This is a genomic window from Pseudomonas sp. LBUM1668, assembly GCF_059695715.1.
In genome coordinates, this window is the sequence record NZ_CP166787.1 from 1,782,260 (window position 1) to 1,808,438 (window position 26,179).

Genomic DNA, 26,179 nt, shown 5'->3' on the forward strand with positions numbered 1-26,179 from the left:
ATGAAGATTATTCGCAGCAAAACCTTCACCGCCGAGCGCGCCTGGGGTGCCTTGGACATCGCCAACATGAACGGCATCACCACGCGCCTGCACTGGACTGATCAGCCGTATAAATGGCACGTCAACGATGGCGAGGAAGTGTTCGTGGTGCTCGATGGGCGGGTGCAGATGCGCTATCGCGAAAATGGTGAGGAAGAGCAAGTCATGCTCGAAGTCGGTGACATCTTTTACGCCTCGGTCGGCACCGAACACGTTGCCCATCCGCAGGGTGTGGCGCGGATTTTGGTGATCGAGAGCGAAGGTAGCGTTTGACTGTTTATCTGGCTCATTATCGATAAAGCAGATAACAGTTAGAGATATTACCCGTTATATAGATATTCGATTCGGATCTACCATGGACTCAACCTCACCAGAGGAAGAGGAATCCATGATGATTTGCACCAATAGCACCAAACCCGGCTTAAAGCCGCTCAGCCAACTTCAGCACCCGCGTGAAGTGATCCGCCAATTCACGCCGAACTGGTTTGCCGCAACCATGGGTACCGGAGTGCTGGCACTGGCCTTGGCGAATTTGCCGGTCGCGATCCCCGGTTTACACGCTGTGGCTGAAGGGCTGTGGCTGTTCAACATTCTGTTGTTCAGCTTGTTTACCGTTGCCTACGCCGCCCGCTGGATTCTGTTCTTCGACGAGGCGCGGCGGATTTTCGGGCATTCAACCGTGTCGATGTTCTTCGGCACCATTCCCATGGGCCTGGCGACGATCATCAACGGCTTTCTGCTGTTCGGGCTACCGCGTTGGGGCGAGGGTGTGATCCAGCTTGCCGAAGTGCTGTGGTGGCTCGATGTGGCGATGTCGCTGGCCTGCGGCGTGTTGATCCCCTACATGATGTTTACCCGTCAGGAGCACAGCATCGACCAGATGACAGCCGTTTGGCTGTTGCCGGTGGTCGCAGCAGAAGTCGCGGCGGCCAGTGGTGGTCTGCTTGCACCGCACCTGACCGATGCCCACTCGCAACTGGTGGTGTTGACCACAAGCTACGTGCTCTGGGCATTTTCCCTACCGGTGGCGTTCAGCATTCTGACCATCCTGTTGCTGCGCATGGCCCTGCACAAACTGCCCCACGAAAACATGGCCGCATCGAGCTGGCTGGCACTCGGGCCAATCGGCACCGGTGCCCTGGGCATGTTGTTGATGGGCGCTGAAGCACCGGCGATTTTCGCTGCCAATGGAATGCCGGGCGTTGGCGAAATCGCTTCTGGCCTTGGTCTGGTGGCCGGAATCACGCTGTGGGGTTTCGGGCTGTGGTGGATGCTGATGGCGTTGCTGATCACCGTTCGCTATCTGCGTGACGGCATTCCGTTCAACCTCGGCTGGTGGGGTTTCACCTTCCCGTTGGGCGTGTATTCGCTGGCGACCCTTAAACTCGCCAGTACGCTGAACCTCGGCTTTTTCAGCGTGGTCGGCTGCATGCTGGTGGCGTTGTTGGCGGTGATGTGGCTGATTGTCGGCAAGCGCACCGTGCAGGGCGCGTGGCGCGGCGAGCTGTTTGTCTCGCCGTGCATTGCAGGTTTGAAGAAATAACCTGAAAAGTTTAGGTAAGGTGTGGCCTGGATCGCGGATCGGGATTCCAATAAGCAGTATCCAGGCCTCTCTACCTTAAACATCAGGGAAACACGGAAGATGAGTCACCCCTCACAGTTCAACCTGCTGCGCACCCGGCGCTTCCTGCCGTTCTTCATCACGCAGTCGCTCGGCGCGTTCAACGACAACGTGTTCAAGCAGTCGCTGATCCTCGCCATTCTCTATCGGCTGACCATCGAAGGTGACCGTTCGATCTGGGTCAACCTGTGTGCGTTGCTGTTTATTCTGCCGTTCTTCCTGTTTTCGGCGCTGGCCGGGCAGTTCGGCGAGAAATTCGCCAAGGACGCGTTGATCCGTCTGATCAAACTGGCGGAAATCGCCATCATGGCTGTGGGATCCGTCGGTTTCCTCTTCGATCATCTGTCGCTGATGCTGGTGGCATTGTTCGCTATGGGCACTCACTCGGCGCTGTTCGGGCCGGTGAAATATTCGATCCTGCCGCAGGCCTTGCGTGAAGAAGAACTGGTCGGCGGTAATGGTCTGGTGGAGATGGGCACGTTCCTGGCGATTCTGGCCGGCACCATCGGCGCCGGGGTAATCATGTCGTCGACCCACTACGCGCCGCTGGTGTCGATCGCCATCGTCGGCATTGCAGTGCTGGGTTATCTGGCCAGCCGCAGCATTCCCCGCGCGGCGGCTTCATCCCCGGATATGCGCCTGGACTGGAACATCTTCAGTCAGTCTTGGGCTACTTTGAAACTTGGCTTGGGCCAGACGCCGGCGGTGTCGCGCTCGATAGTCGGCAACTCGTGGTTCTGGTTTGTCGGGGCGATTTATCTGACGCAGATCCCGGCCTACGCCAAGGAGTGGATGCACGGCGACGAAACCGTGGTCACCTTGATCCTTACCGTGTTCTCGGTCGGGATCGCGCTGGGTTCGATGCTCTGCGAGAAGCTTTCCGGGCGCAAAGTCGAGATCGGTCTGGTGCCGTTTGGTTCGTTCGGTCTGACCGTGTTCGGCCTGCTGCTGTGGTGGCATTCCGGCGGAATTCCCGACAGTGTCACTGGCCATAGCTGGATTGAAGTGCTGAGTTTCGGCCACACCTGGGCTGTGCTGTTCGACATTCTCGGCCTCGGCGTTTTCGGTGGTTTCTATATCGTGCCGTTGTATGCGTTGATCCAGTCGCGCACTGCCGAGAACGAGCGGGCGCGGGTGATCGCAGCGAACAACATTCTCAACGCACTGTTTATGGTTATTTCGGCCATCGTGTCGATCATGCTGCTGAGTGTGGTCGAGCTGTCGATCCCGCAACTGTTCCTCGTGGTGTCGCTGCTCAACATCGGCGTCAATGCCTACATCTTCAAGATCGTCCCCGAGTTCAGCATGCGTTTCATGATCTGGCTGCTCAGCCACTCAATGTACCGCGTCGAACATCGCAACCTGGACGCGATTCCGGATGAAGGCGCGGCGTTACTGGTGTGCAATCACGTTTCGTTCGTCGATGCGTTGCTGATCGGCGGCGCAGTGCGTAGGCCGATTCGCTTCGTCATGTACTACAAAATCTACAACTTGCCGGTGTTGAACTTTATCTTTCGCACGGCCGGGACGATTCCGATTGCCGGCCGCAACGAAGACATCCAGATCTACGAAAAGGCCTTCAGTCGTATCGCTCAATATCTGAAGGACGGTGAGCTGGTGTGCATCTTCCCTGAGGGCAAGTTGACGACCGATGGCGAGATCAATGAGTTCAAGGGCGGGCTGACGCGGATTCTGGAAGAGACACCGGTGCCGGTGATTCCGCTGGCGTTGCAGGGGTTGTGGGGGAGTTTCTTCAGTCGCGATCCGAACAAAGGCGTGTTTCGGCGGTTGTGGTCGCGGGTGACGCTGGTGGCGGGTTCTGCTGTTGCGGTGGAAGCGGCTGAGCCGGTGAAGTTGCAGGGGTTGGTGGGGGAGTTGCGTGGCACCGTTAGATAATCGGTGATTGTGCTGGCCTCATCGCTGGCAAGCCAGCTCCCACAGGGAGCTTCGGTGAACACCGGTTTTGTGTACACCAACGAAACTGTGGGAGCTGGCTTGCCAGCGATGGGGCCAGCGGCCTAAGCGCTGACCTTGAGCCCGATCAAACCCGTGATGATCAACGCCACACTGGCCAGCCGAATCAGCGCCATCGACTCACCAAACAGAATGATCCCGGCAATCACCGTGCCCACGGCACCGACGCCCGTCCAGATCGCATAGGCCGTGCCCAGCGGCAATTCCTTCATGGCAAGGCCCAGCAAGCCAAGGCTGATGGCCATGGCTGCAATGGTCAGTGCCGTGGGGAGTGGACGGCTGAAGCCATCGGTGTACTTGAGGCCGACGGCCCAGCCGACTTCGAACAGGCCGGCGAAAAACAGAATGATCCAGGACATGAAAGACCTCCATCGATTGACGGGGTCGTCCCCAGATTAAAACTCGATCGAGCCGCAGGGTCGTCCCCGCGTTGCGCAACATATTGACGAGCATTAACCCGGGGATCAAGTTCTGACGTCAGTCAGCCGCCTGTCGGGCCAACGTTTCGCGATCGTCCTTCTCGCTCATTCGCCGGAAATACGTCGACAGCAGCGCCCCGGAAATATTGTGCCAAACGCTGAACAACGCGCTCGGTACCGCCGCCAGTGGCGAAAAGTGTGCACTGGCCAGCGCGGCGCCCAATCCCGAATTCTGCATACCCACTTCCAGTGCCAGCGATTTGCGCTGCGCCAGCGGCAAGTTGAACAAACGCCCGGTGAAATAGCCCAGCAAGTAACCGAAGCTGTTATGCAGCATCACCACCGCCATGATCAACACACCGGATTCGGCGATCTTCGCCTGACTGGCCGCCACTACGGCGGTGACGATGATCACGATGCTCACCACCGACACCAGCGGCAAAACATCCACCGCATGACGAACCTTGTCGCCCAGCAAACGTTGCGCAACCACGCCAAGAACAATCGGCAACAGCACCACTTGCAGGATCGACCAGAACAGCTCCATGAACGACACCGGCAACCACGCCGAGGCCAGCAGCCAGATCAGCGCCGGGGTCAGCAGCGGAGCGAGGAGGGTGGTGACGGCGGCGATGGCCACCGACAACGCCAGATCACCGCGGGCCAGCCAGGTCATCACATTGGACGACGTGCCGCTCGGACAGCAACCGACCAGAATCACGCCGACGGCGATCTCCGGTGGCAGATGAAAAATCTGGCAGAGCAACCACGCCATGCCCGGCATGATCACGAAATGTGCGACCACGCCCAGCGCCACACGCCAGGGTTGGCGGGCGACGGCGGCGAAGTCATCAAGTTTGAGAGTCAGGCCCATGCCGAACATCACCAGCCCGAGCAGCGGCACGATCGCGCTTTTCAGGCCGAGGAACCACGCCGGTTGCAGGAAGGCCACAACGGCGAAAATCAGAACCCAGTAAGCGAAGGTGTTGCCGACAAAGCGGCTGAGTGCAGCCAGTGCGCGCATGGCTTGTTCCTTGTTATGTGAAAGCGTTAGGAAGCTAAGCATACGTCGCCAGCAAAAAGATCGCAGCCTCCGGCAGCTCCTACAGGAAAAATGCATTCCAGTTGTAGGAGCTGCCGAAGGCTGCGATCTTTTAAGCTTTCACACAAAAGGCAGGTCAGATCCCCTGCGGAGTCTCTTCGCCACCCAACGCTTCAACCAGCGCCGGCAGGAAGTCGCCGAATGTCAGCATCATCAGTGTGAAGCTCGCATCCAGCTGGCCGAGGGCCTCTTCGCCGCCGTCCTGTTCCGCCTGATCCTGCAACAGATCTTCGAACTTCAGGCGTTTGACGGTCATCTTGTCGTCGAGCATGAACGACAACTTGTCCTGCCAGGCCAGCGACAGTTGAGTAACGACTTTGCCGGTGCTCAGGTGCAGCTGGATTTCTTCGCTGGTCAGGTCCTGACGCTTGCAACGCACGATACCGCCGTCTTCGTGGGTGTCGCGCAGTTCGCATTCGTCCAGCACATAGAAGTCGTCGGCGGCTTTCTGCGTGGTGACCCATTCGGTCATGGTCGCGGTTGGCGACATTTTTACGGTCAACGGGCGAACGGGCAGGGTGCCGATCACTTCTCGCAGGGTCGACAGCAGGTCTTCGGCGCGTTTCGGGCTGGCCGAGTTGACCAGGATCAGACCCTGTTTCGGTGCAATGGCAGCGAAGGTCGACGAGCGACGGATAAAGGCGCGCGGCAGGAAGGCCTGGATGATTTCATCCTTGATCTGATCGCGTTCCTTCTTATAGACCTTGCGCATCTGCTCGGCTTCGATCTCTTCGACCTTTTCCTTGACCGCATCGCGTACGACGCTGCCCGGCAGAATGCGTTCTTCTTTACGCGCAGAGATCAGCAGGAAATCACCGCTGACGTGCACCAGTGGAGCATCTTCGCCTTTGCCGAACGGCGCGACGAAACCGTAGGTGGTCAACTCCTGGCTTGCACATGGACGCGCCAGTTTGGTGGCCAGTGCAGTTTCCAGCGCCTCGGCATCGACAGGCAGGTCTTGGGTCAGGCGATAGATAAGCAGGTTTTTGAACCACATGGGGTGAGTCTCTCCTTTATACAAAGGGGGGCATTATTGTCTTCGCCGTGGCATAGGCCAACCCTTCTCTAAGCCTTTGGAAGGCCTCGGAAAATTATTTAAAAAAGTGCTTGCCAGAGGTGGGGTCGCTCCGTAGAATGCGCGCCACACCGAAGCGAAGGGTGATTAGCTCAGCTGGGAGAGCGTCTGCCTTACAAGCAGAATGTCGGCGGTTCGATCCCGTCATCACCCACCATTCGTTTCATGTGTTACGCGCAGCGGTAGTTCAGTCGGTTAGAATACCGGCCTGTCACGCCGGGGGTCGCGGGTTCGAGTCCCGTCCGCTGCGCCATATTCGGTAACCTGGAACGCTGAACGCCAGGTCACCACGGAAAAACCCGCCAAGGCGGGTTTTTTTCTGCTCCAAGGTTGTACCCGCGGGATGTGTCGTTTCACCGGTTTTCGGATTTATTTGAAAAAATATTCAATTAAATCAACACGTTACGAAAGCTTGTGGCATAATGCGTCCCGTAACGAAGCGAAGGGTGATTAGCTCAGCTGGGAGAGCGTCTGCCTTACAAGCAGAATGTCGGCGGTTCGATCCCGTCATCACCCACCATTCGTTTCAAGCGTTTCGCGCAGCGGTAGTTCAGTCGGTTAGAATACCGGCCTGTCACGCCGGGGGTCGCGGGTTCGAGTCCCGTCCGCTGCGCCATATTCGGTAATCTGGAACACTGAACGCCAGATCACCACAGAAAGCCCGCCTAGTGCGGGCTTTTTGCTGTCTGGCGTTTGAGTATTTTTCGCTGCGTATATCTATGTAGTGCCTGCCAGCCAAGCCGCTTTCGGACAATGGGCAACGATGTTCATGACTCATTTCGCGTCATGACTCCGTTCAATAGCCTACCGAGAGACTGACCCTATGCCTGAAAGCACTGCTGTAGAAACCCCCAAATGTCCGTTGAACAAAAAAAACCTCCTTGCGCAAAATCCGGCGTTCCGGACGTCGGACGACGCTGCCGCGTATTTGCATCGATTGGAGTTCGAATCCAATACCGAGGTGCGCTGGTACATTCTGAAAAATGAGCAGGGACAATACGTTTGTAAAGAGTTTGCTAAACCCTTAACAGAAACATGGCCTCCATCTACCATTTTCAAAAGTCCGCCCGGTCATTCGATCGAGGCAAGTTTTCATCGGAATGTACCCCTCTCGCCCAACACGTTTAATACTCTTGAGGAAGAAAGTACTCGCAACGAATTCTTCAGGATTTACGATGTGTGGCTTGTTACACACTCCGAGCGCCGGTGTTCCAAGTGTTACGTGTCGTCAGATGGCGGTCTCCTCTCATACACATCCACCTCATCGGCATACGAAGAAGAGCTCACTCCCATCATCAGCAACGGCGCTAACGGACTACCTCAGCTGTTTCGGGCAAAGTATGAGAAAGGTTGGCTACCGGCCAGTATCTGGATCCTGTTGGCAATAGCCGCGGGTGAAGTCGCCACGGTCGTAAAAGGTGATAAGTGGGTTCACCGGGGGGAACTGACGCCAGACTGGAACTGGGACGATGAAATCGATCCGGAGCAGGAAGCTGATAAGCCACTCGTCGAACTCATGCCTGTTTGCGGGCCTATCCTCAAGGATGTCACGGGCGTCGCGAATTACCTGCGAATGCAGCAAAAGTCTTGCTCGTCTTCCGGACAAGCCGTCGGCATCGTTCTCAAACACAAGAACCGTGACGAGTATCTTGTAACCGCTGGCGAATTCACCGATTACGCCAGTTTCGATCGTGCGGTGATCTTCCCCAAGGATGTCCATGGCAATCCACTGCTTCCTGATGGCTTCCAGGTAGATGGCTTTTATCACTCGAGCAATCCATTGCCCCTGGACCGTTTACCCCCGCAGGATGTTGATCTCTACAAAAACTTTTTCTCGCCCGCCGACCTGAAAGTCGGGCTGCAACGACTGAACGCAGCACCCCATCAACAACTGTATCTGATCACCCCCGACGGTGCGGTTCTGAGCTTTTCCTTTCCCAACGTGCTCATCAGGCGACTGATCGCCGAAATGTCGGAGGACTTTGAGGAGGATCTGATCGAGGGGGTGACGACCCCGCGGATGTTTGTCGACAAAGTCGTATACGCAGGAGAGTTGGATGTTCTCTTGCCAAGCAAGACCTGGCCGACTGTCGGCCAAGTCTTCCCATCGGCCCCCAGGGAGGCTAAATGCCGTCACTCGGCAGGAAAGATCCTTCGACATTGCGCTGATGACGGTAGTCGCTGACTGCTTCGTACACCGCTTTGCGCAACCGATTGATCCCGCCGATAGGCCGATGCGCTTCAATTCCGAACCACGGATTGAACGACAGGTTATCGCAGGCCAGATTCAGCGCCGGGTTATCGAAATCCTGCGGTGGCAGGGTGATCCGCGCGACCGTTTCGAAGGGCGAATCCTGTTCGCGCCATTCGATGCTGGTGTCCTCGATCGGCATGTAATCATGGGTATCCTGACGCTGAATCTGCAGCACGAAGCAGGCGGGTACGCGATCTGTCGACAGCTGTTGATTCAACGCGCTGCGCAGAAAGTTCGGCAGGTCGTGATTCTGTTCAGGCAACTTGTAAGCGGGGCAGTTATCCGGATCGGGTGCTACACGAAACTTTGCATTCGCCTCACCGAATTTGTAGGGCGAAACCGAGAAGTATGTGGTCGCCGTCGGGCTATCCGGCGGCGGCGACAATGTTGCCAGCGCAATAAACAAATGGCGGATATGCCAGGTGCGGGGATCCCACCCGGGGAAAAACGCCATGACCTTTTTGCCGTCAGCCTGCGCGGCCACATTCTGACGGTACTCGGCGACATCGCTGACAAAGAAGTTCGGGTGGCTGAACATCACGAAGTCTTGTTCATGTTGCTGCTGGCGGTTGTCGAGCAACTGTTTGCCGGGAACGTCGAACAGTTTGATCGCCATGCCTCGGGCATCGCGCATGCTGTCGAACTGCGGATAGGCGTTGCCGTTGGACAAGCGAATCATCGCCTGCCAGGTTTTACCCGGCTCGCTGAACACGCCTTGGCGCAATGACTGAGTCAGTTCAGGCAAAACCTTCACTTCAGCTTTTACGCAACCATGTGCCTTGGCGTGAGCATCGCGCAGATAGCGTGTGCCTTCGCGGTGTTGATCGACAATGCGCACGGCCGTCTGGATCACGTCCTGAGTCATGCCTGCTTCACTGGCCGGGACCTGCTCCAGTGCCGACACCGGGCCACGATGCTGCCAGGCGAACCATGCCGTGGCGACGGCCCAGCCGAGCACGCCGATGGCGAGCAGGATCAGCAGGGTTTTGCCCAGCAAACGGCCTAGCCATAACCAGATTCGGGCCAGTACCGGCAGTTCTTTTTCAAAGGTCGAAATCATGGCAATTGCGCCTCCAATGGGCCGCCGAGAACTTTCAGATATTCCAGCAATGCCCAGCGCTCCTCAGGTTGCAGCAGTCGGCCGATGACGCCATTGCCACGTTCGCCGGCGCGGAACTCATGACCGCTGTTGCGATTGCCGCTGATGCGCGTATCGAAAAGGAAACCGTTGGTGAAGGCTTCGGTGCGATAGCCCAGGTGCCGCGGGTCGTATTCGAAGGTGCCTTTATAGAAGGTGGTAGCCCGCTCATCCTGCGGCGACAGCAACTGATAAAGGTTTGGCACTGAGCCGTTATGCAGAAACGGTGCAGTGGCCCAGACGCCGGCCAATGGACGCGCCTTGTAGGCGAGCTTTTCGCGCACGCCGATGGGCAGACCGAAACCGTCGAGGCGGGGTTTCTCTTCAGGGCTGACGTTTGCCTCGCGATAGGCACGGTTTTCGACGAATGCGGTGACGTACGCCAGGCCTTTGGCTACCGACAACTGGCTCAGATCCAGCGGCTCTTTGGGCGAGGGATGCAGTTTCACGTCCATTTTTTCCAGCTCCTGCAGATTCCATTGCAGGGCTGTCAGGTCGAAACGGTGACTGGCTACGTTGTTGGCCGCGTTCGGATCGGTGCCGATCACCGCGACGGGCAACATGTGCAAATGCTGCACCCAGCGGTCGCCTTCCTGAGTCTTGCGCGGGACGTGGCAACTGGCGCAGTTTTCGGCAAACAGCGTACGGCCCTTGCCGGCCAGCGGCTTGTCGACGGTACCGAACAAGTCTTCGGGCCAGGTGGGTGGTTGCAGGCGTTGCAGGGTTTCTTCGATTTTATGCAGGTCGCGCACGCGCACGCTGGAGGCGTAGCGATCATCGCCTTGCAGCGGCTGGCCGTTGGCATCGAAGAAATTCAGAGTCGCGCCGACGCCCAAAGCCTCGCCAATATTGCGCGCCATCGGTTGTTGCGCCGAACCGTTCCACTGCACCCAGTCGAACGTCCACATGTCCCACAGTTGCGGGTAGTCCACTGGCGCGTTGGCCACTCGATAGTTGGCGGGGGAAATGGCGTCGCCGAATGTCGCGTTGGCAATTCGCCCGAATGCATCGGTACGGCCCGGGCCTTCCTCGGTTGGGTAGAGGCCGCGGTGAGTGTCGTTCCAGGCAACTTTCACGAAGGTGTCCAGCGAGGCTTTGAAATCCTTGCGCAGCTGTTCGTGGCGAGCGTCGTAGTCATCGTCCAGAACACTTCGGGCGAAGCGTTCGAATTTCCACGGGTTGTAGTAAGTCGAGGTCAGACTGGCGACCAATGCCTGTCCGAAACTGCCACCGCGTAATGTAGGAACGCTGGAAGGCAAGACATGCTGTGCCGTACCGCCGTCGATGCGCACAGCCTGACCGTTGAATCGCAGTTCACCGGTGTGGCAAGCCGCGCAAGTTATGTCCAGATATTGTTCGGAGTTGCCAGGGTTCTGGTGTCGTGCGAAACCGACCGGAAGGTTGCCGGGGTTGTTTGACGTGGCTTTCTGCTGCGGATCAATCAAAAAACCAAAGCGCGCGAGGTATTCCGGGGAGGCGAAACGCTGCTGCGAGAATGGCAGCTCCAATGCCTGGAACCATTCATAGCGCAGCCCTTTGACCTGTGTGCCTTGGGGCGTGAAGTAATAGGTCTGCCGCTCCTGTTCAGTCCACTGATTCAGGTAATGCACCTGTTGGGCGGGGATATAAACCGGCAATTTCGGGTTGGCGACGTAGTACAAAACCACCGCCAGGACGAGTCCCAGCAGGAGCGCGATCAGGGTCAGCACACGGAGTAAGAGGCGCAAGTTAAACATCCTTGTCAAATTGTTGCGCTGTTATGCCTGAGCCTGACCTTATGCGGCAAGTGGCCATTACGCCAGATGTTGGAGCAAGGAGAGTCGGTCGTTGTCGGCGGCAGATGACAGAAGCTTCATCGTGTCTGCGCCCCAATGCGTTTTAATCCCTGAACTTATCGGAAGTTTCCTGCTCTCATGCCGGTAGCCATTGGTCGTGGCGGCCTGATAAGCTCGCGGCTTTACTCGATTGCCCTTTCGGCGCATGAACAAGGAAATAGCATGAAACAGCATCGGTTGGCGGCGGCGGTAGCCCTGGTTAGCCTGGTACTTGCGGGTTGTGATTCGCAGACCAGCGTAGAGCTGAAAACCCCGGCGCAAAAAGCTTCCTACGGTATCGGCCTGAACATGGGCAAGAGCCTTGCTCAGGAAGGCATGGATGATCTGGACTCCAAAGCGGTAGCCCAGGGCATCGAAGATGCCGTCGGCAAGAAAGAACAGAAGCTGAAAGATGAAGAGCTGGTCGAAGCTTTCGCCGCGCTGCAAAAGCGTGCCGAAGAGCGCATGGCCAAGATGAGCGAAGAGTCGGCATCCGCCGGCAAGAAATTCCTCGAAGAAAACGGCAAGAAGGCGGGTGTGACTACCACCGCTTCCGGTCTGCAATACGAAGTGGTCAAGAAAGCCGACGGCGCACAGCCCAAGCCTACCGACGTAGTGACCGTTCACTACACTGGCAAGCTGACCAATGGCACCGTATTCGACAGCTCCGTCGAGCGCGGCAGCCCGATCGATCTGCCGGTGAGCGGCGTGATTCCGGGTTGGGTTGAAGGTCTGCAACTGATGCACGTTGGCGAGAAGTACAAACTGTACATCCCTAGCGATCTGGCTTACGGCGCGCAATCGCCAAGCCCGGCAATCCCGGCCAACTCGGTTCTGGTCTTCGACCTGGAACTGCTGGCCATCAAGGATCCAGCCAAAGAAGACGCCGCTGCCAAGTAACCGGTAACGGCTTCGACAACAACGCCTCGCTTATGCGGGGCGTTGTTGCATCTGGACCTTGACAAGGGTAAACAGAGCGAACCGATGCCGGTCAGAAGAGTCATAGCCTTTAAGGCTGCCCGCACTAGACGCCCTGAGCCGCCAAGTCAATGAAATATTGGGGTTTTTTATGTGAGTAAAAAACGCCCGATCTGAGCGCAGCCCTTATAAAACGGGGCTCTCAGCGCGCAAATGCAGCTCTGTTCACAAGGTTATCCACAATTTGTGTGGATAACATTTCAACGGGAGGAATAGATGAAAGCTCCGTGGAATTTCGCTCGATTCCTGCCTCTGGCTGGCCGTCTGCTGGCTCGCGGTCGTCTGCCGACCTTGCTGTTCGCCGTGGCCAGCAAAGGCGCCGCGCAAGGTAATCGGCTCGGCAAGCTCAAGGATGATCTGCGTTTGCTGCAGGCATTGTGTCTGGCTTACTGGCGCGGTGATTATCGGGCGATCAGTGGCAAAGCCCTGGTGTCAGTAGTCGCGGGCCTGATGTACTTCCTCAGTCCGGTCGACGCGATTCCGGATTTCATCCCGGTATTCGGCATGCTCGATGACATCGCTGTCCTCGCCTGGTTGATGAAAGTCCTCGACGATGAACTCAATGCCTTCCGGCTCTGGCGCAATCGTCAGCATCCGGAAAAACTCGCGGTCGCCGAACGCTTGCCCGATACCCCCGAACAACTTCAGCTCCAGGGTCCGAAAAAGCCCTGATTCAACCAGCCTGCGCACAGATAGATACCCCTCGCGACCTTGGCCGCTGTTAGGATTACACTTCTAGGGAAAAGCGCCGACTCGCTAAGTGTTGTTGTCCTACGGGGTAGACATGGATATTCAGATAATTGCACGCGATGGCGAGCCCGAATACGCGGTTCTGCCTTGGGCTCAGTATCAGGCTCTATTGAAAGCAGCAGGCATCAAAGAAGCACCGTCGCAGCAGGCTCCAGAGCCGCTCGCGGCAACACCGGACCCGATTCTTCCAGGTCTGGATCAACTCCGCAGTTTGCGCGAAGGGAAGGGCATCGCCATCGAGGCGCTGGCCCGCACGGTAGGCATCAGCCCGTCATATCTGGCCATGATCGAAAGTGGCGAGCGTCTGCCAGACGCCGCGATTCGTCGTAGCCTCGCTTGGGAGCTGACGGTGCCAGGGTGGAGGGATGAATCGTGAGCGTACGCATCAGTCGTCAACATTGGGATGGATTACTTGGGGAGCTGGATCAGGCGCGCCGCCAGCGTCATCTATTGACCTACCGCGCGTTACTTGAACGGCTGCAATTGCCGACACCGGCGATGCAAACCTTGACCGCCGCGCTTGAGCATCTGGCCGCGCTGGATGCCAAGGCCGAGCAGCCGTTGCGCAGTTCGCTGGTTATCAGCCAGGGCGCGAGTCGTTTGCCACGCACCGGGTTTTTTGAATGTGTCGAACGTCTGGGGCGGTTTTCCGGGCCGTCCGATGGCGTTGCCGCAGCGTCCTGGCATGCATCGGAAGTGGTCAGGGTTTTCGAATATGAATACCCGGAATCAGCGGAGGCCTGAGTGTTTTTACGACTCAAGGCGCGGGCCAGTTATTGGCTGGCTCGCAGGCTGTTTCACTGGTCATGGTTTGTGCGCCAGCCTCGCGGGTGGCGCTGGCTTGAAGGTCAGTTTGCGCGCATGGCCAACCTCGGCGATGTCGGCGCGCAAAGCTTCTATGGCCACATCCTGACCTTTCGCGGTGTGGGGCTGGGAGCGCGTGAAGAAGGCGTGCGCCTGTTGCGGTTGGCGGCTCTGGCCGGCGATGGCAAAGCGGCCTATCAAGTCGGCATGATCAGTCTCGCGGGTACAGCGAGCAAAGCGCCAGACCCTGACGAAGCCGCGCGCTGGTGGGGTATGGCCGCCAAGGCCGGGCACCCGTTGGCCGAGCTTAAATTGAAAGAGCTGGGTGCTGGAGATTCAACGCAGTAAATCCAGTTGTGTCGTCCGATAAACGGGGCGTGAGGGAAACCTCACGCCCCGTTTGCGTTTTGTTGTCCGTTTAGGTTTTTGCTGTTTTGCAGATAAGTCCTACAGTCATCGCCTACTTGCCTGACTTCTTTTCTGACTGATCCCCCGCACAGTTCCCGCGCCTAATTTTTGCGCGAGGGAACGCTCATGTTCGACCCGGTCATTCAGTTCATCTCGCACAGCCGCGTGCGTTGATGGAAGCCATCACCCGCATCGAGCAAGCGCTCGACAGCTTTCCAGACACCCTCAGTCTTTACCGCGAACAGCTCAAGCATTGGGCCAGCCGCACAGCCGACACCGTCAGCCACGCCGCGGATCTGCCGTCGCTGGTAGGCATGGAGCGGTTGATCCGCTTCGGTGAAAACAGTACCGCCGTCAGCAGCAGCGACAACGAATTCTTCTCCAATGTCGTCCAGTGCCCGAAGGGCGGATTGATGCTGATCGAGAGCAAGTTCGAATCGGTCTACGACATCCCGTTGGGCAATATCGTGGTCGATGTGGTGGCGATGGATGGCGGCGAATCGACGCCCGTCACCCTCGATGCCAAAGGCAAAGGTGTATTCGAAGGCACACCGGGCAAGTTCTATCGCGTGCATGTGCACAGTGAAGTCAGTGAGGATCAGGTCGAGGAGCTATTCAAGTCCTACGACGGCTTGAGCGGTGAACTGGATGGCTGGTTGCGCAACGAATGGCAGGGGTTCAAGCCGCAGTGGTCGCAGTCGGTGGCGACGGCGGCAGGCAACGGCATGTTGGCCGGTAGTTGGGCGGCGATCGAAGGGGTGTGGGACAGCATTGGAATGCTGTCGGACATTCTCAAGGATCCGGGCAAGTTTGCGGAGCAGTTGGGCAGTGGCGCGACTGACCTGATCAATCTGGCTAAAACGGCTCCTGAGGTCATGGAGCAGCTTCAGTTGCTGGTCAGTGACGAGGCCGCGCTGTGTTTGCTGTTACGTACCGCCAGCCTTTGGCTGGAGATGCTCCCACCCAGTGAAGTCGCCGGCAAAACCGCAGAAGCGGTGTCGATGGTGATGGTGCAGGTGCTGATCGATGTGCTGATCGCCGTCGCACTGACGTTCGCGAGTGGCGGCGGCGGAATCGCTTATCTGACGCTACGGCTGGCAGGTCACGCGGTTCAACTGCTGTCGGCGCTGGTGCGGTTGGTGAAGGCGATGTTCGGCATCGTCAGCGGCTTCATCAAGTACGTTGATCAATACAAGACCGTTGCCGCGCGCGGGATCGCCGCCAGCGTGAAAAAAGGCCGGATGCAATTGCGCTGGAATGCCAAGCGCAACGCCTCGTTGAAGCAAAACGAACACCACGACGATTCCCCGGATCAGGCAAAAAACCCCAATGGCGACAGCGCCGATTGCGTGCCACTCACCTGCAGAGACGGCTGCCCGGTTTCGATGGTTACCGGTGAGGAACTGCTGACTCTGACCGATGGCGTGCTCGACGGTTTGTTGCCATTCGAGTTCACAAGGCTGTATCGCACCAGTGCCGCCGAAATCGACCTCGGGCTGGGGTTTGGCTGGAGCCATTCGCTGGCGCATCGGCTGGAGTTCGATGGCGATGGTGTTGTCTGGGTTGACCATGAGAACCGGCGTACGCGGTTTCCGTTGCCGAGTGTTGAGCGGCCGGCGATTCATAACAGTTTGTCGCGAGCGGCGATCTTTCTCGGGGATGAACCGGAGGAATTGATCCTCGCGCTGGCGGGGGACGCGGCGCGATTTTATCACTTTCGCGCCGGGCGGCTGACGGCGATCAGTGATGCGTATGGCAATCGTCTGCGCGTTGTTCGCGATCGGCAGGATCGGGTTCAGCGTCTGGACAACGGCGCGGGTCGGGCGCTGTTGTTGCGGTATGACCGGGCGCATCTGATCGCGGTTGATTACCAGCGCTTTGACTCGGCGCTGAACCTTGCCGAGCCTTGGCACACCGAACACACCCTCGTCAGTTACCGCTACGACGCCTATCAGCATCTGGTCGAGGCGCGTAACGCGGTCGGCGACAGCGAGCGTTACGACTACGACGATCAGCACGTCATCCTCCAGCGCCAACTCACGGGCGGCGCGAGCTTCTTCTGGGAGTGGGAACGGTCAGGAAAATCGGCACGTTGCGTCAGGCACTGGGCGTCGTTCTCGCAAATGGACACGCGTTATGTCTGGCATGACGACGGCAGCGTCGTCGTGCATCACGTCGATGGCACCGAAGAAACCTACGTCCACGATGACCGCGCACGACTGGTGCGCAAGGTCGAGGCCGACGGCGGTGAACACCTCAAGGCCTACGACGCTGCGGGCCGTTTGGTCGCCGAGCAGGATCCCTTAGGCGCCGTCACCGAATACCGCTACGACGATGTCGGACGGCTGATCGCGCTGCTTCCGCCAGACGATGAACCAACGTCCTACGAATACCGCAACGGTTTCCTGCACAGCCGCTCACGTGGCGACGCGGTATGGACCTACCGGCGCAATGCTCAGGGCGATGTCACTGAGGCGGTCGATCCTGATGGTCAGGTCAGCCATTACCACTACGACGCTCGCGGGCAGTTGCTGTCGATCCGTTACCCGGACACCAGTCGACACGTGTTTGTCTGGAACCCCCTCGGCCAGTTGGTTGAAGAAACCCTGCCTGATGGTGGTGTGCGACGTTTTTCCTACGATGCGCTAGGGCGGCGGAGCACGACTCAGGACGAACATGGCGCGATCACGCGTCAGCACTGGGATGCCGTTGGCCGACTGATCCAGACGACTTCTCCGACAGGCGCCACCCGCGCCTACAGCTATGGCGCCTACAACCAGGTTACTGCCGAGCGCGACGAACTCGGGCGCATCACCCGTTTCGAGTATGACGACGACCTGCACCTGGTCTCGCGCCGGATCAACCCCGACGGCACGCGGGTGCAGTACCGCTACGACCATGCGCAGTTGCTGATCACCGAAATCGAAAACGAGTCCGGCGAAAAGTATCGGCTGGACTACACGCCGACCGGACTGATCCGACAGGAAACCGGCTTCGACGGGCGGCGTACAGGCTATGCCTATGACCTCAACGGTCATCTGCTGGAAAAGACCGAATTCGGCGATGACGGCTCGGTGTTGGTCACGGGCTATGAGCGCGATGCGGCCGGGCGCCTGCTGGTCAAGACCTTGCCTGACGGGGTCAAGGTCATCTATCAGTACGACCGCCTCGGTCGGCTGACTGGCGTCGACGACGGTCAGAAACATCCGTTGGCCTTCGAATACGACCTGCAAGACCGGCTGATCACCGAGCACCAAGGCTGGGGCACGCTGCGTTACGCCTACGACGCCTGCGGCCAGCTCAAGCGCATGCGCCTGCCGGACAACAGCAAGCTCGATTATCAGTACGCCAAGGGCGGCGCACTGACCGCCATCCACCTCAACGGCGCGCCGCTGACGCAACACGTCTATCAGTCGGGCTGCGAACAACAACGTCAGCAAGGCTTGCTGCTCAGCGAATATGCCTACGACGATCAGGGCCGCCTGCTCGCCCACGCCGTAGGCCATCAGCACGATTCGCTGTACCGTCGCGATTATGCCTACAGCGCCAACGGCAATCTGGAGCACATTGCCGACACCCGTCACGGCCAGCGTACCTACGGCTACGACGCCCTCAATCGCCTGATCCGCGTACGCCACTCACGCGACGAACTGCCGGAATTCTTCGCCCACGACCCGGCCGGCAACCTGCTCATGCAGGACCGCCCCGGCCCCACGCAGATCAAGGGCAACCGCCTGCTGATGCAGGGCGATCGCCACTACGACTACGACGCCTTCGGCAACCTGATCCGCGAACGCCGCGGCACCGCGCAGAAACTCGTCACCGAATACCGCTACGACTGCCAGCACCGCCTCATCGGCCTGACCCGTCCCGACGGCAAAACCGCGACCTACCAGTACGACGCCTTCGGCCGGCGCATCCGCAAAACCGTCGACGGCGAAAAAACCGAGTTCTTCTGGCAAGGCGACCACCTCGTCGCCGAAAGCAGCAACACCCAGCACCGCAGCTACGTCTACGAACCCGGCACCTTCCGCCCGCTGGCGCTGCTCGACGGCAAAGGCCCGAAAAAGGCCTGCCCGTTCTACTACCAACTCGACCACCTCGGCACCCCGCAAGAACTCACCGACTACAGCGGCGAAATCGTCTGGTCGGCGCAATACGACGCCTACGGCAAAGTCGCTGCGATCACCCTCGCCGGCGAGGAATACCTGGATCAACCGCTGCGCTTTCAGGGGCAGTATTTCGACGCGGAAAGCGGCCTGCACTACAACCGGCACCGGTACTACGACCCACGACTTGGACGGTATCTGACGCCGGACCCGATCAAATTGGCGGGTGGGATTAATCAGTACCAGTACGTGCCGAATCCGACGGGGTGGGTGGATCCGTTGGGGTTGACGTCGAATTGTCCGCCGCCGAAGAAACCGGGTTGTGAGATGCCGGGAGGGATTGGTGGGGCTAAGGTTGATGAGGGTGAACCAGCGCTGCCGAAGATGACGGCGGAGCAGCGTAGGGCGAGGATTGATGAGTTGGCAGAGGAGAATGCTTATCGGCGTTTGGATGAAATGGAGAAAGCTACGCAAGGCGCACACTTCATGGAGAAACATGGCAAGCAGACCACGCTGGCTTCTCAGCGGGAGCGTTCAATCACGGGAAGAAACCCAACAACTGGAGATATTGAGGTTTACACCAACGGGAGACGAGCGGGGCAGCCAAAAATACCCAGTGCGGCCACTCATTTTTTTAGCAATCGAGACCAATTGAACGCCATACATCGTGCTCAGCTTATTTTCAGGCGAAATGGGCAACTGGCGTCGAAGGAACCGATGAATATGGGCAAGATTGTTGGTGAAGGTTACAAAAGGGGCGGATTGGTTTACGGGCGGCAAACACACGCGGTAGTGATCCTTGATAGAGCAGGTATGCCGATAACCTCTTATACGGAGTTTCTGGAATGAAACGTAAGCCTGAATATTTTGTTTTGCGCGGTCTGCTTTTTCTATTTGATATAGAGAATACTCACGACGATGCTCGGGAAAAGATCATTGTTTCAAAGAATGTTAATGATGAAGATGAGCTCGCTGAGCTATTTGATATTCTCATGAGGCCTGAGTTTCTCTCTTATACATTTGGAGAGCGCGAGTGGTGTATCGACACGTTAAAGCACTATGTGGAAGTCGGTGATAGTTTCGATGCGGTATTTACGAAAATTACAACCTACTTCGATGACGATGTAGAGGATCAGCGCAAATTTATGACGGTTTTGCTTGAATGCTTAGAGAAATATCAGCTGGGAAGTTTAGAGGATGGTAGTGCCAATGATTGAGGTCATTCAAGGTAGATGGTCATTCGACGACTTTAAGCGGTGGACTCGCGGAGAATCAAATGCTGAGCTGTTTGGTGATCTGTATAGTGAAGATCCCGATGCAGTGGATCTAAATATTTTGGGCGAGTGCGGAGATGCAGGCTTGCTTGAATTGATCTCAAATCCAAATTGCAGAGAGCGGCTAAATTTTGCAAACCTGTTGGTTCTTAGTCTTTGTAATATTTTTAGGTCGGGTGGAGGTTTGCCGTTTCAATTTTCAAGATTTCTGGGTATTGAAAGTCGTGAGGCGTATTTTGACGGCGTGATGGAACAGGCAGGGCGAGTGCACGAAAAGTGTAGGGTGATTAATTCTATGAATAGTTCTGGCGATCCTGCCATAAGGTCATTTTATAAGCAGATAATGGATTTTCGACATGACAAGGTGAGTCTTGTGAATGGCTTTTATCTTGATTGTACAGCGCGATTTGATTTGAGACAGTTTCATGATCCTCGAGGAAGTTTTGAAAAAGTGCGTCAGTAGCGATATTGAGGCTATATGCACAAAGTTTTCGCGAGCAAGCTCGCTCCCACAGAGATTTGTGTTGGTGGAGAAATCAGCGTTGGCCGATTAGTTGCGGTGCGTGGACGCCGACGGCGGTGATAGTGTCGAGCAAATGCACGCTATACCCCGGAACATTCTTCGCATGATGCTTCGCCTGCGAAGCCATCTCCGCAAGCTGACTGGCGTCGAGTTGTGCGCAGGCTTCGGGATGCAGGTGCACCACGCCAATGGACAGTGACAGCAACGGAAACTCCTGCCGCACCCCTTGGCGATTCGGGGCGATGAAGCAGCCAGCCTCCAGATGTTCGGGGCGATAGAAGCGTCGGCATTGGCTTTGGAAATCATCCAGCAATTGATTGAGCCTTTTGCGCCAGTCTTCGGGGCCGAGGACGAGGAGGAAATCGTCGCCGCCGATGTGGCCGACGAAGTCGCGGGAGGGGTCGACGCGTTCGTTGAGGCATTGCGCCAGGCACAGCAGGACTTCGTCGCCGCGGCCGTAGCCGTAGATGTCGTTGAAGGGTTTGAAGCTGTCGATGTCGACGTAGCAGATGACGGACTCGCGGCCTTGCTGCAGCAGGCGGGTCAGGCATTGCTGGATCGGCACGTTGCCGGGCAGCAGGGTCAGCGGGTTGGCGTAGCGCGCCTGCTGGATTTTCAGTTCGGTGATCAGTTTCAGCACGTCGATCACCCGGCCGAGGCCGAGGTAGCCGCCGTTGAGGGTGATGATGAAATCTTCTTCGATGCGTTGACGGGCACGGCTGGTGATCAGGCGGCTGACCTGCTGCAGCGACTGACTCATTTCCACGGCGAGGAAGTCGTCGTTCATCAATCGGCTGATCGGTTTGCGCGCGAACAGATCGGTGGCAAACGGCTTGAGCAAGGCATCCGACAGGGAGTGGCGGTGGACGATGCCACACGGCTGACCTTGTTCGTCGAGCACTGCCAGCGAGTTGAGATTGGCCTGGCGGCGGAAGGCTTCCAGCACGGTGGCGGTCGGGTATCGCGAGGTACGGCGGGTTGATCGTTGAGCAGAGCGCTGAGGTCGCTGCCTTCGTCGTTCAGCGCTACGGCGCTGCTGTCGTGTTTGGGCATCAAGGCCCGGGCATCGCGGGGTGGGTGCTCTTGTGGGCGGCCGAGCAAGTAACCCTGCACCAGGTCGACACCCATTTCAGTCAGCACCGCCAGTTCTTCCGGCAGTTCTATACCTTCGGCAATGACCTGCGCCCGTGAGGCTTTGGCGATTTGCAGGATCGACCCGACGAACTCACGCTTCAAGGCATCCTGATGAATTCCGTCGATAAAGTGCCGGTCGATTTTCACGTAATCCGGGCGCAGTTCCGACCACAGGCGCAGGCTCGAATAGCCGGCACCGAGGTCATCCAGTGCAATCGAAAACCCCATCGCCCGATAGTGATGCAGCGCAGTTTGCAGCAACTGGAAATCGTCGATCGGCGTCTGCTCGGTGAGTTCGATTACCACTTGGCTCGGCGGAATGCCGAAGTCCTGCAGCAATTGCAACGTGCGCCCCGGCTGGTGCGCGGCTTCGAGCAAGGATTCCGGCGAGACGTTAAGAAACAGCTTGCCCGGCAGTTGCTGCTCGTTGAAACGGCGGCAAGCGCTTTGGCGGCAGGCGATCTCCAGTTCGCTCAGGCGCCCGGCCTGACGCGCAACGGCGAACAAAGCGATAGGCGAATGCAGCGGGCTGTTGGACGGGCCACGGGTGAGGGCTTCGTAGCCGAGAATGCGGCGCTCGGAGAGACAGATGATCGGCTGAAACAGGCTGTGTAATCCGCTTTGAGTCAGGATCGAGCTCAAGGCACTCAGCTGTTCGGTCGTGGTCATGGCAATCTCTGGCGATAAAAAAAGGACTGGGAGCGCTCTCGATGAAGAGAGTGGCTCCCAGTCCTTTATTGCACGACAGAATGATGACTGTTTGATGACGATCCGGGGATCGTCAGCATTAAATCGCCATCACCTTACTTCTTCGCGACCTGGTTGCTCAGCTTCAGGTAGTCCAGCAGCACGCGCCCGGTTTCGCTCAGGTAAGCGTCGTCTTCTGGTTTGACCTTGTCCGGCTCGGCTGCGGCGAGAGCATCCTCGTCTTCTTTCTTCAGCTCTTTGAGCGGCTCTTCGCCCTTGGCCTTGCGACGGATGTTCTCCATCACCAGTTGCTTGGCATCGATGTCGGCATGCTGGGCACGGCGGTCGGCTTCGTTGAGGCTGACGGTTTTTTCCAGCATCAGTTTCTGCGCCAGGGCCAGCTTGTCACGGATGAACACGAACTCGGCATCCTTGGCGGTGCGCGTGTCATGTTCGGACTTGAGCTGTGCCAGGTACGGTTTGAACGGATCGGCTGCCGGTTTGATCGCCGCGCGGATGGTATCCCACGGCATGGCTTCCGGCAGGGCGCTCTCGCCGATTTCCTTGGTGTCGATCAGCGACGGGTAGTCGATGTCCGGCAGGACGCCCTGATGCTGGGTGCTCTGACCGGAAACCCGGTAGAACTTGGCTAGGGTCAGTTTCAGTTCGCCATGGTTCAGCGGCTGAATGGTCTGCACGGTGCCTTTACCGAAGGTCTGGCCGCCGATGATCAGTGCACGGTGGTAGTCCTGCATGGCGCCGGCGAAGATCTCCGAAGCCGAGGCGGACAGGCGGTTGACCAACAGTGCCATCGGACCTTTGTAGAACGCGCCCGGGTTTTCATCTTCCAGCACGTCGACACGGCCATCAGCATTACGCACCAGCACGGTCGGGCCCTTGTCGATGAACAGGCTGGTCAGCTCGGTGGCTTCCTGCAGGGAACCGCCGCCGTTGTTGCGAAGGTCGATCACCACGCCGTCGACTTTGTCTTTCTGCAGTTCGGTCAGCAGTTTCTTGACGTCACGGGTGGTGCTCTTGTAATCCGGATCACCGGCACGGAACGCCTTGAAGTCGAGGTAGAAGGCTGGAATCTCGATCACGCCGAGTTTGTAATCCTTGCCGTCCTGTTTCAGGTTCAGCACGGATTTTTTCACGGCCTGGTCTTCGAGCTTCACCGCTTCACGGGTAATCGGCACGATCTTGGTGGTCTGGTCGTTCGGTGCATTGCTGGCCGGAATCACTTCCAGGCGCACCACGGTGCCTTTCGGACCGCGGATCAGCTTGACCACTTCGTCCAGACGCCAGCCGACCACGTCGACCATCTCTTTGTTGCCTTGGGCAACACCGATGATCTTGTCGGCCGGAGCCACCATTTTGGTCTTGTCGGCCGGGCCTGCTGGCACCAGACGCACGACTTTCACCTGATCGTTGTCGCTCTGCAACACGGCGCCGATGCCCTCGAGGGACAGGCTCATGTTGATGTCGAAGTTTTCCGCGTTATCCGGCGACAGATAGTTGGTGTGCGGATCGTAGGACATGGCGAAGGTGTTGATGTACGCCTGGAAGATGTCTTCCGGACGGGTCTGATCCAGACGCGACAATTGATTCTTGTAGCGCTTGGTCAGGGTTTCCTGGATCTGCTTGGGCTCTTTGCCGGCGATCTTCATCCGCAGGACTTCGTCCTTGACGCGTTTGCGCCACAGGTCGTCGAGTTCGGCGGTGGATTTGAGCCAAGGTGCGTCCTTGCGATCAATCAGCAAGGTTTCCTTGGTGTTGAAGTCCATCTTGTCGACGCCTTTGTTCAGCTCGGCAAGGGCGAAGTCCAGACGCGATTTGACGCGATCCAGATAGCGCTTGTAGATGGTGAACCCGGCGTTGAGGTCGCCGCTTTTGAGGAAGTCGTCGAACTGGGTCTTCCACTTGTCGAATTCGGCGATGTCGCTGGCCATGAAGTAGCTGCGCGACGGATCCAGCAGCTTGAGGTAGCTGTCGTAGATGATTACCGAGCGCGCATCGTCGAGCGGCGGCTTGCTGTAGTGGTGACGCTTGAGCAACTCGACGACGTTCAGGCTGGCGATCACTTCGTCGCGATCAGGCTGTAACTTGTCCCAGCTGTTGGCTGCGAATGTATTGCCCGACACCGGCAACAGGCCGATACCGATGAAAAGTGCTAGGGCGGTGCTGGGGAGCAAATGCTTCATGCTGATTCGACGCGGGGACAATTGATAACGCATATTAGGCCGTCTTTGAAGTCGCCGGTTCTACAAGAGCCGGTCGCATAATGCAAAAAGCCCGGCGCTACAGCTTCGGGCTCAGTCCAGACTCACTATGGAGGCACTGTGAAGGCATTGCAAGGCGTGGAAGGTCAAGTGGCATGGGTTGAAGAGCCGAGTCCTACATGTGATGTAGGACAAGTTCGCATTCGCGTGGCGGCAGCGGGCCTCAATCGAGCCGATTTATTACAGAAGGCAGGGCTTTATCCTCCTCCGCCAGGTGCCAGCCAAGTACTCGGTCTTGAGTGCTCGGGGGTGATCAGCGAGGTCGGCGCAGGTTCGTCCTGGCAGGTAGGCGACAGGGTTTGCGCCTTGCTGGCCGGGGGCGGGATGGCCGAAGAGGTGGTGGTCGACGGGCGGCATGTGCTGCCGGTTCCGGAAGGTGTTTCGCTGATCGAAGCGGCGGCATTGCCTGAGGTTTACGCAACAGTCTGGCTGAATGTGTTTCAACTTGCGGCGCTCAAACCGGGTGAGAAAGTTCTCTTGCACGCCGGAGCGAGTGGAATCGGTTCAGCCGCCATTCAGCTGTGCAAGGCGTTCGGCAATCCGTGCTGGGTCAGCGTCGGTTCGGCCGAGCGATTGGCCTACTGTGAAAGTCTGGGGGCGCAGGGCGGGGTAGTGCGCACGGATGATCTGGAAAGCTTGCGCGACTTTGGCCCGTTCGACGTCATTCTCGATCCGGTCGGTGGCAATTATTCGGCGCTGAATCTCAAGCTGATGGCGCTGGATGGACGCTGGGTGTTGATCGGTCTGATGGGCGGCCGCGAGGCGAAGCTGGATCTGGCGCAAGTGTTGGCCAAGCGCGTGCAACTGCTCGGCTCGACATTGCGCAGTCGTAACGATCAGTTCAAGGCGGATCTGTTCAGTGACCTGAGCCAGCATGTGTGGCCGCTGTTTGCCGAAGGGCGGTTGAAGCCGCAATTGGCAAAGGCTTTCCCGGTGAAAGATGCGGAGGCGGCGTTTGCGGAGCTGGCGAGCAATACGGTGGAGGGGAAACTGGTTTTGGTGATTGACGACAGCCTTAGCTGAAGAACGGCAAGATCAAAAGATCGCAGCCTTCGGCAGCTCCTACATTGGCAAAGTGAACGCCCTGTAGGAGCTGCCGAAGGCTGCGATCTCTTGCTTTTACTTCCAGATATGAATTGGCCAGCCGGCCTTTTCGGCATGCTCAAGCAACACTGGATCCGGGTTGACCACGTGCGGGAAATCCACCTTCAGTAACAACGGCAGGTCATTGCGTGAGTCGGAATAGAAACTCGCGCCCTCCAGATTTTCTTCTTCGGCATCCAGCCATTCCAGCAAACGGGTGATCTTGCCTTCGCGGTAGGTCAGGGTCCCGACGGTGTGACCGCTGTACACGCCGTGCGCGACTTCCAGTTCGATGCCGAGAATTTCGTCGATGCCCAATCGATCGGCAATCGGCCTGACCAGGTGCGTGCCCGACGCCGAGATCACCAGAATCCGGTCGCCGGCCTTGCGGTGGGCGGCGATGGTTTTGGTCGCGTCGCTGAAGATGATCGGCTCGATGAAGTCTTCCACCCACGGTCCGACCAGGTGCTCTACTTCTTCCGGCGTGCGGCCGATCAACGGCTCGAGGCTGAACTCCATGTAATCTTCCATGCGCAATTTGCCATGGCTGTAGGCATCCATCAGCTCGTTGTTCTTGCGCATGAACGACTCGGGGTCGACCCACCCCAAGCGTCCCATCTGCTCGCTCCAGAGGGTGGCGCAGTCGCCGTGAATCAGGGTTTCGTCCAGATCAAAAATTGCCAGGGCCATCAGTGCGATTCTCTCTTCAACGTC

General features: G+C 57.9%; 20 protein-coding genes, 4 tRNA genes and 1 pseudogene. 17 read left to right on the forward strand and 8 right to left on the reverse strand.

What is annotated here, in order from left to right; translation table 11 throughout:
* From ACA061_RS08010 to ACA061_RS08020, 3 genes are all read left to right on the forward strand, one after another.
* Complete coding sequence (locus ACA061_RS08010; RefSeq protein WP_210553659.1) at positions 1-312, forward strand: cupin domain-containing protein; 312 nt, start codon at positions 1-3, stop codon at positions 310-312.
* Between the two features lie 118 nt (positions 313-430).
* Positions 431-1,582 (forward strand): TDT family transporter, encoded by a 1,152-nt coding sequence (locus tag ACA061_RS08015; protein ID WP_210553658.1) that lies wholly within the window; start codon positions 431-433, stop codon positions 1,580-1,582.
* Between the two features lie 99 nt (positions 1,583-1,681).
* Positions 1,682-3,556: an MFS transporter gene (locus tag ACA061_RS08020; RefSeq protein WP_497301093.1), complete on the forward strand. Its 1,875-nt coding sequence runs from the start codon at positions 1,682-1,684 to the stop codon at positions 3,554-3,556.
* Between the two features lie 122 nt (positions 3,557-3,678).
* Here the strand turns inward: ACA061_RS08020 and sugE are convergent, their stop codons facing one another.
* From sugE to rdgC, 3 genes are all read right to left on the reverse strand, one after another.
* The gene (gene sugE / locus ACA061_RS08025; RefSeq protein WP_095191834.1) at positions 3,679-3,993 is read right to left on the reverse strand and encodes a quaternary ammonium compound efflux SMR transporter SugE; all 315 of its coding nucleotides are present in this window, start codon (positions 3,991-3,993) and stop codon (positions 3,679-3,681) included.
* A gap of 118 nt (positions 3,994-4,111) precedes the next feature.
* Complete coding sequence (locus tag ACA061_RS08030; RefSeq protein WP_210700812.1) at positions 4,112-5,077, reverse strand: bile acid:sodium symporter family protein; 966 nt, start codon at positions 5,075-5,077, stop codon at positions 4,112-4,114.
* 154 nt (positions 5,078-5,231) lie between these two features.
* Positions 5,232-6,152, reverse strand: a complete 921-nt coding sequence (rdgC, locus tag ACA061_RS08035) for a recombination-associated protein RdgC (RefSeq protein WP_042558339.1) — start codon at positions 6,150-6,152, stop codon at positions 5,232-5,234.
* A 159-nt stretch (positions 6,153-6,311) separates the two neighbouring features.
* Between rdgC and ACA061_RS08040 the strand changes: the two genes are divergently transcribed.
* From ACA061_RS08040 to ACA061_RS08060, 5 genes are all read left to right on the forward strand, one after another.
* Positions 6,312-6,387: transfer RNA gene (locus ACA061_RS08040), tRNA-Val, on the forward strand.
* A 19-nt stretch (positions 6,388-6,406) separates the two neighbouring features.
* A tRNA-Asp gene (locus ACA061_RS08045) sits at positions 6,407-6,483 on the forward strand.
* A 191-nt stretch (positions 6,484-6,674) separates the two neighbouring features.
* Positions 6,675-6,750: transfer RNA gene (locus ACA061_RS08050), tRNA-Val, on the forward strand.
* A gap of 19 nt (positions 6,751-6,769) precedes the next feature.
* Positions 6,770-6,846, forward strand: a tRNA-Asp gene (locus ACA061_RS08055).
* 207 nt (positions 6,847-7,053) lie between these two features.
* Complete coding sequence (locus tag ACA061_RS08060; protein ID WP_497301095.1) at positions 7,054-8,415, forward strand: hypothetical protein; 1,362 nt, start codon at positions 7,054-7,056, stop codon at positions 8,413-8,415.
* On the opposite strand, the gene ACA061_RS08065 is transcribed toward ACA061_RS08060, so the two are convergent.
* Entirely contained in the window at positions 8,354-9,544 is a 1,191-nt protein-coding gene (locus ACA061_RS08065; protein ID WP_497301097.1) for a catalase family protein, read from the reverse strand. The two genes, ACA061_RS08060 and ACA061_RS08065, sit on opposite strands and share 62 nt — an antisense overlap.
* Positions 9,541-11,349: a di-heme-cytochrome C peroxidase gene (locus tag ACA061_RS08070; RefSeq protein ID WP_497301099.1), complete on the reverse strand. Its 1,809-nt coding sequence runs from the start codon at positions 11,347-11,349 to the stop codon at positions 9,541-9,543. Before ACA061_RS08070 ends, ACA061_RS08065 begins: the two co-directional genes overlap by 4 nt.
* Before the next feature lie 270 nt (positions 11,350-11,619).
* On the opposite strand from ACA061_RS08070, the gene bamJ reads away from it, so the two are divergent.
* The 8 genes from bamJ (at position 11,620) to ACA061_RS08110 (ending at position 20,222) form a co-directional block, all read left to right on the forward strand.
* Entirely contained in the window at positions 11,620-12,336 is a 717-nt protein-coding gene (gene bamJ / locus ACA061_RS08075; protein ID WP_042558398.1) for a BamJ family beta-barrel-assembly machinery protein, read from the forward strand.
* Between the two features lie 294 nt (positions 12,337-12,630).
* On the forward strand, positions 12,631-13,086 hold the full coding sequence (locus ACA061_RS08080) for a YkvA family protein (protein ID WP_150618477.1): 456 nt from the start codon (positions 12,631-12,633) through the stop codon (positions 13,084-13,086).
* 112 nt (positions 13,087-13,198) lie between these two features.
* Positions 13,199-13,540 carry a helix-turn-helix domain-containing protein gene (locus tag ACA061_RS08085; RefSeq protein ID WP_042558400.1) on the forward strand — a complete coding sequence of 114 codons (342 nt, stop codon included), beginning with the start codon at positions 13,199-13,201 and terminating at the stop codon, positions 13,538-13,540.
* Entirely contained in the window at positions 13,537-13,908 is a 372-nt protein-coding gene (locus ACA061_RS08090; RefSeq protein ID WP_003223109.1) for a hypothetical protein, read from the forward strand. Before ACA061_RS08085 ends, ACA061_RS08090 begins: the two co-directional genes overlap by 4 nt.
* Positions 13,909-14,316 carry an SEL1-like repeat protein gene (locus tag ACA061_RS08095; protein ID WP_497301102.1) on the forward strand — a complete coding sequence of 136 codons (408 nt, stop codon included), beginning with the start codon at positions 13,909-13,911 and terminating at the stop codon, positions 14,314-14,316. It begins immediately after the preceding gene.
* A 233-nt stretch (positions 14,317-14,549) separates the two neighbouring features.
* Entirely contained in the window at positions 14,550-19,334 is a 4,785-nt protein-coding gene (locus ACA061_RS08100; RefSeq protein WP_497301104.1) for an RHS repeat-associated core domain-containing protein, read from the forward strand.
* Positions 19,331-19,702 (forward strand): hypothetical protein, encoded by a 372-nt coding sequence (locus ACA061_RS08105; protein ID WP_497301106.1) that lies wholly within the window; start codon positions 19,331-19,333, stop codon positions 19,700-19,702. The genes ACA061_RS08100 and ACA061_RS08105 overlap by 4 nt, the downstream gene beginning before the upstream one ends.
* Entirely contained in the window at positions 19,695-20,222 is a 528-nt protein-coding gene (locus ACA061_RS08110) for a hypothetical protein (RefSeq protein WP_497301107.1), read from the forward strand. Before ACA061_RS08105 ends, ACA061_RS08110 begins: the two co-directional genes overlap by 8 nt.
* A gap of 73 nt (positions 20,223-20,295) precedes the next feature.
* On the opposite strand, the pseudogene ACA061_RS08115 reads toward ACA061_RS08110, so the two are convergent.
* A pseudogene (locus ACA061_RS08115) lies at positions 20,296-22,085 on the reverse strand (bifunctional diguanylate cyclase/phosphodiesterase).
* A 134-nt stretch (positions 22,086-22,219) separates the two neighbouring features.
* Positions 22,220-24,304: a carboxy terminal-processing peptidase gene (locus ACA061_RS08120; protein ID WP_191627742.1), complete on the reverse strand. Its 2,085-nt coding sequence runs from the start codon at positions 24,302-24,304 to the stop codon at positions 22,220-22,222.
* A gap of 138 nt (positions 24,305-24,442) precedes the next feature.
* Between ACA061_RS08120 and ACA061_RS08125 the strand changes: the two genes are divergently transcribed.
* Complete coding sequence (locus tag ACA061_RS08125) at positions 24,443-25,405, forward strand: zinc-binding dehydrogenase (protein WP_497301108.1); 963 nt, start codon at positions 24,443-24,445, stop codon at positions 25,403-25,405.
* A gap of 96 nt (positions 25,406-25,501) precedes the next feature.
* On the opposite strand, the gene ACA061_RS08130 is transcribed toward ACA061_RS08125, so the two are convergent.
* The gene (locus tag ACA061_RS08130) at positions 25,502-26,155 is read right to left on the reverse strand and encodes an HAD family hydrolase (RefSeq protein WP_150618533.1); all 654 of its coding nucleotides are present in this window, start codon (positions 26,153-26,155) and stop codon (positions 25,502-25,504) included.
* Between the last annotated feature and the right edge of the window lie 24 nt (positions 26,156-26,179).

Coding starts and splice junctions, on each gene's coding strand:
- ACA061_RS08010 (WP_210553659.1), top strand. CDS start 1: ATGAAGATTATTCGCAGCAAAACCTTCACCGCCGAGCGCGCCTGGGGT.
- ACA061_RS08015 (WP_210553658.1), top strand. CDS start 431: ATGATTTGCACCAATAGCACCAAACCCGGCTTAAAGCCGCTCAGCCAA.
- ACA061_RS08020 (WP_497301093.1), top strand. CDS start 1,682: ATGAGTCACCCCTCACAGTTCAACCTGCTGCGCACCCGGCGCTTCCTG.
- sugE (WP_095191834.1), bottom strand. CDS start 3,993: ATGTCCTGGATCATTCTGTTTTTCGCCGGCCTGTTCGAAGTCGGCTGG.
- ACA061_RS08030 (WP_210700812.1), bottom strand. CDS start 5,077: ATGCGCGCACTGGCTGCACTCAGCCGCTTTGTCGGCAACACCTTCGCT.
- rdgC (WP_042558339.1), bottom strand. CDS start 6,152: ATGTGGTTCAAAAACCTGCTTATCTATCGCCTGACCCAAGACCTGCCT.
- ACA061_RS08060 (WP_497301095.1), top strand. CDS start 7,054: ATGCCTGAAAGCACTGCTGTAGAAACCCCCAAATGTCCGTTGAACAAA.
- ACA061_RS08065 (WP_497301097.1), bottom strand. CDS start 9,544: ATGATTTCGACCTTTGAAAAAGAACTGCCGGTACTGGCCCGAATCTGG.
- bamJ (WP_042558398.1), top strand. CDS start 11,620: ATGAAACAGCATCGGTTGGCGGCGGCGGTAGCCCTGGTTAGCCTGGTA.
- ACA061_RS08080 (WP_150618477.1), top strand. CDS start 12,631: ATGAAAGCTCCGTGGAATTTCGCTCGATTCCTGCCTCTGGCTGGCCGT.
- ACA061_RS08085 (WP_042558400.1), top strand. CDS start 13,199: ATGGATATTCAGATAATTGCACGCGATGGCGAGCCCGAATACGCGGTT.
- ACA061_RS08100 (WP_497301104.1), top strand. CDS start 14,550: ATGGAAGCCATCACCCGCATCGAGCAAGCGCTCGACAGCTTTCCAGAC.
- ACA061_RS08105 (WP_497301106.1), top strand. CDS start 19,331: ATGAAACGTAAGCCTGAATATTTTGTTTTGCGCGGTCTGCTTTTTCTA.
- ACA061_RS08110 (WP_497301107.1), top strand. CDS start 19,695: ATGATTGAGGTCATTCAAGGTAGATGGTCATTCGACGACTTTAAGCGG.
- ACA061_RS08120 (WP_191627742.1), bottom strand. CDS start 24,304: ATGAAGCATTTGCTCCCCAGCACCGCCCTAGCACTTTTCATCGGTATC.
- ACA061_RS08130 (WP_150618533.1), bottom strand. CDS start 26,155: ATGGCCCTGGCAATTTTTGATCTGGACGAAACCCTGATTCACGGCGAC.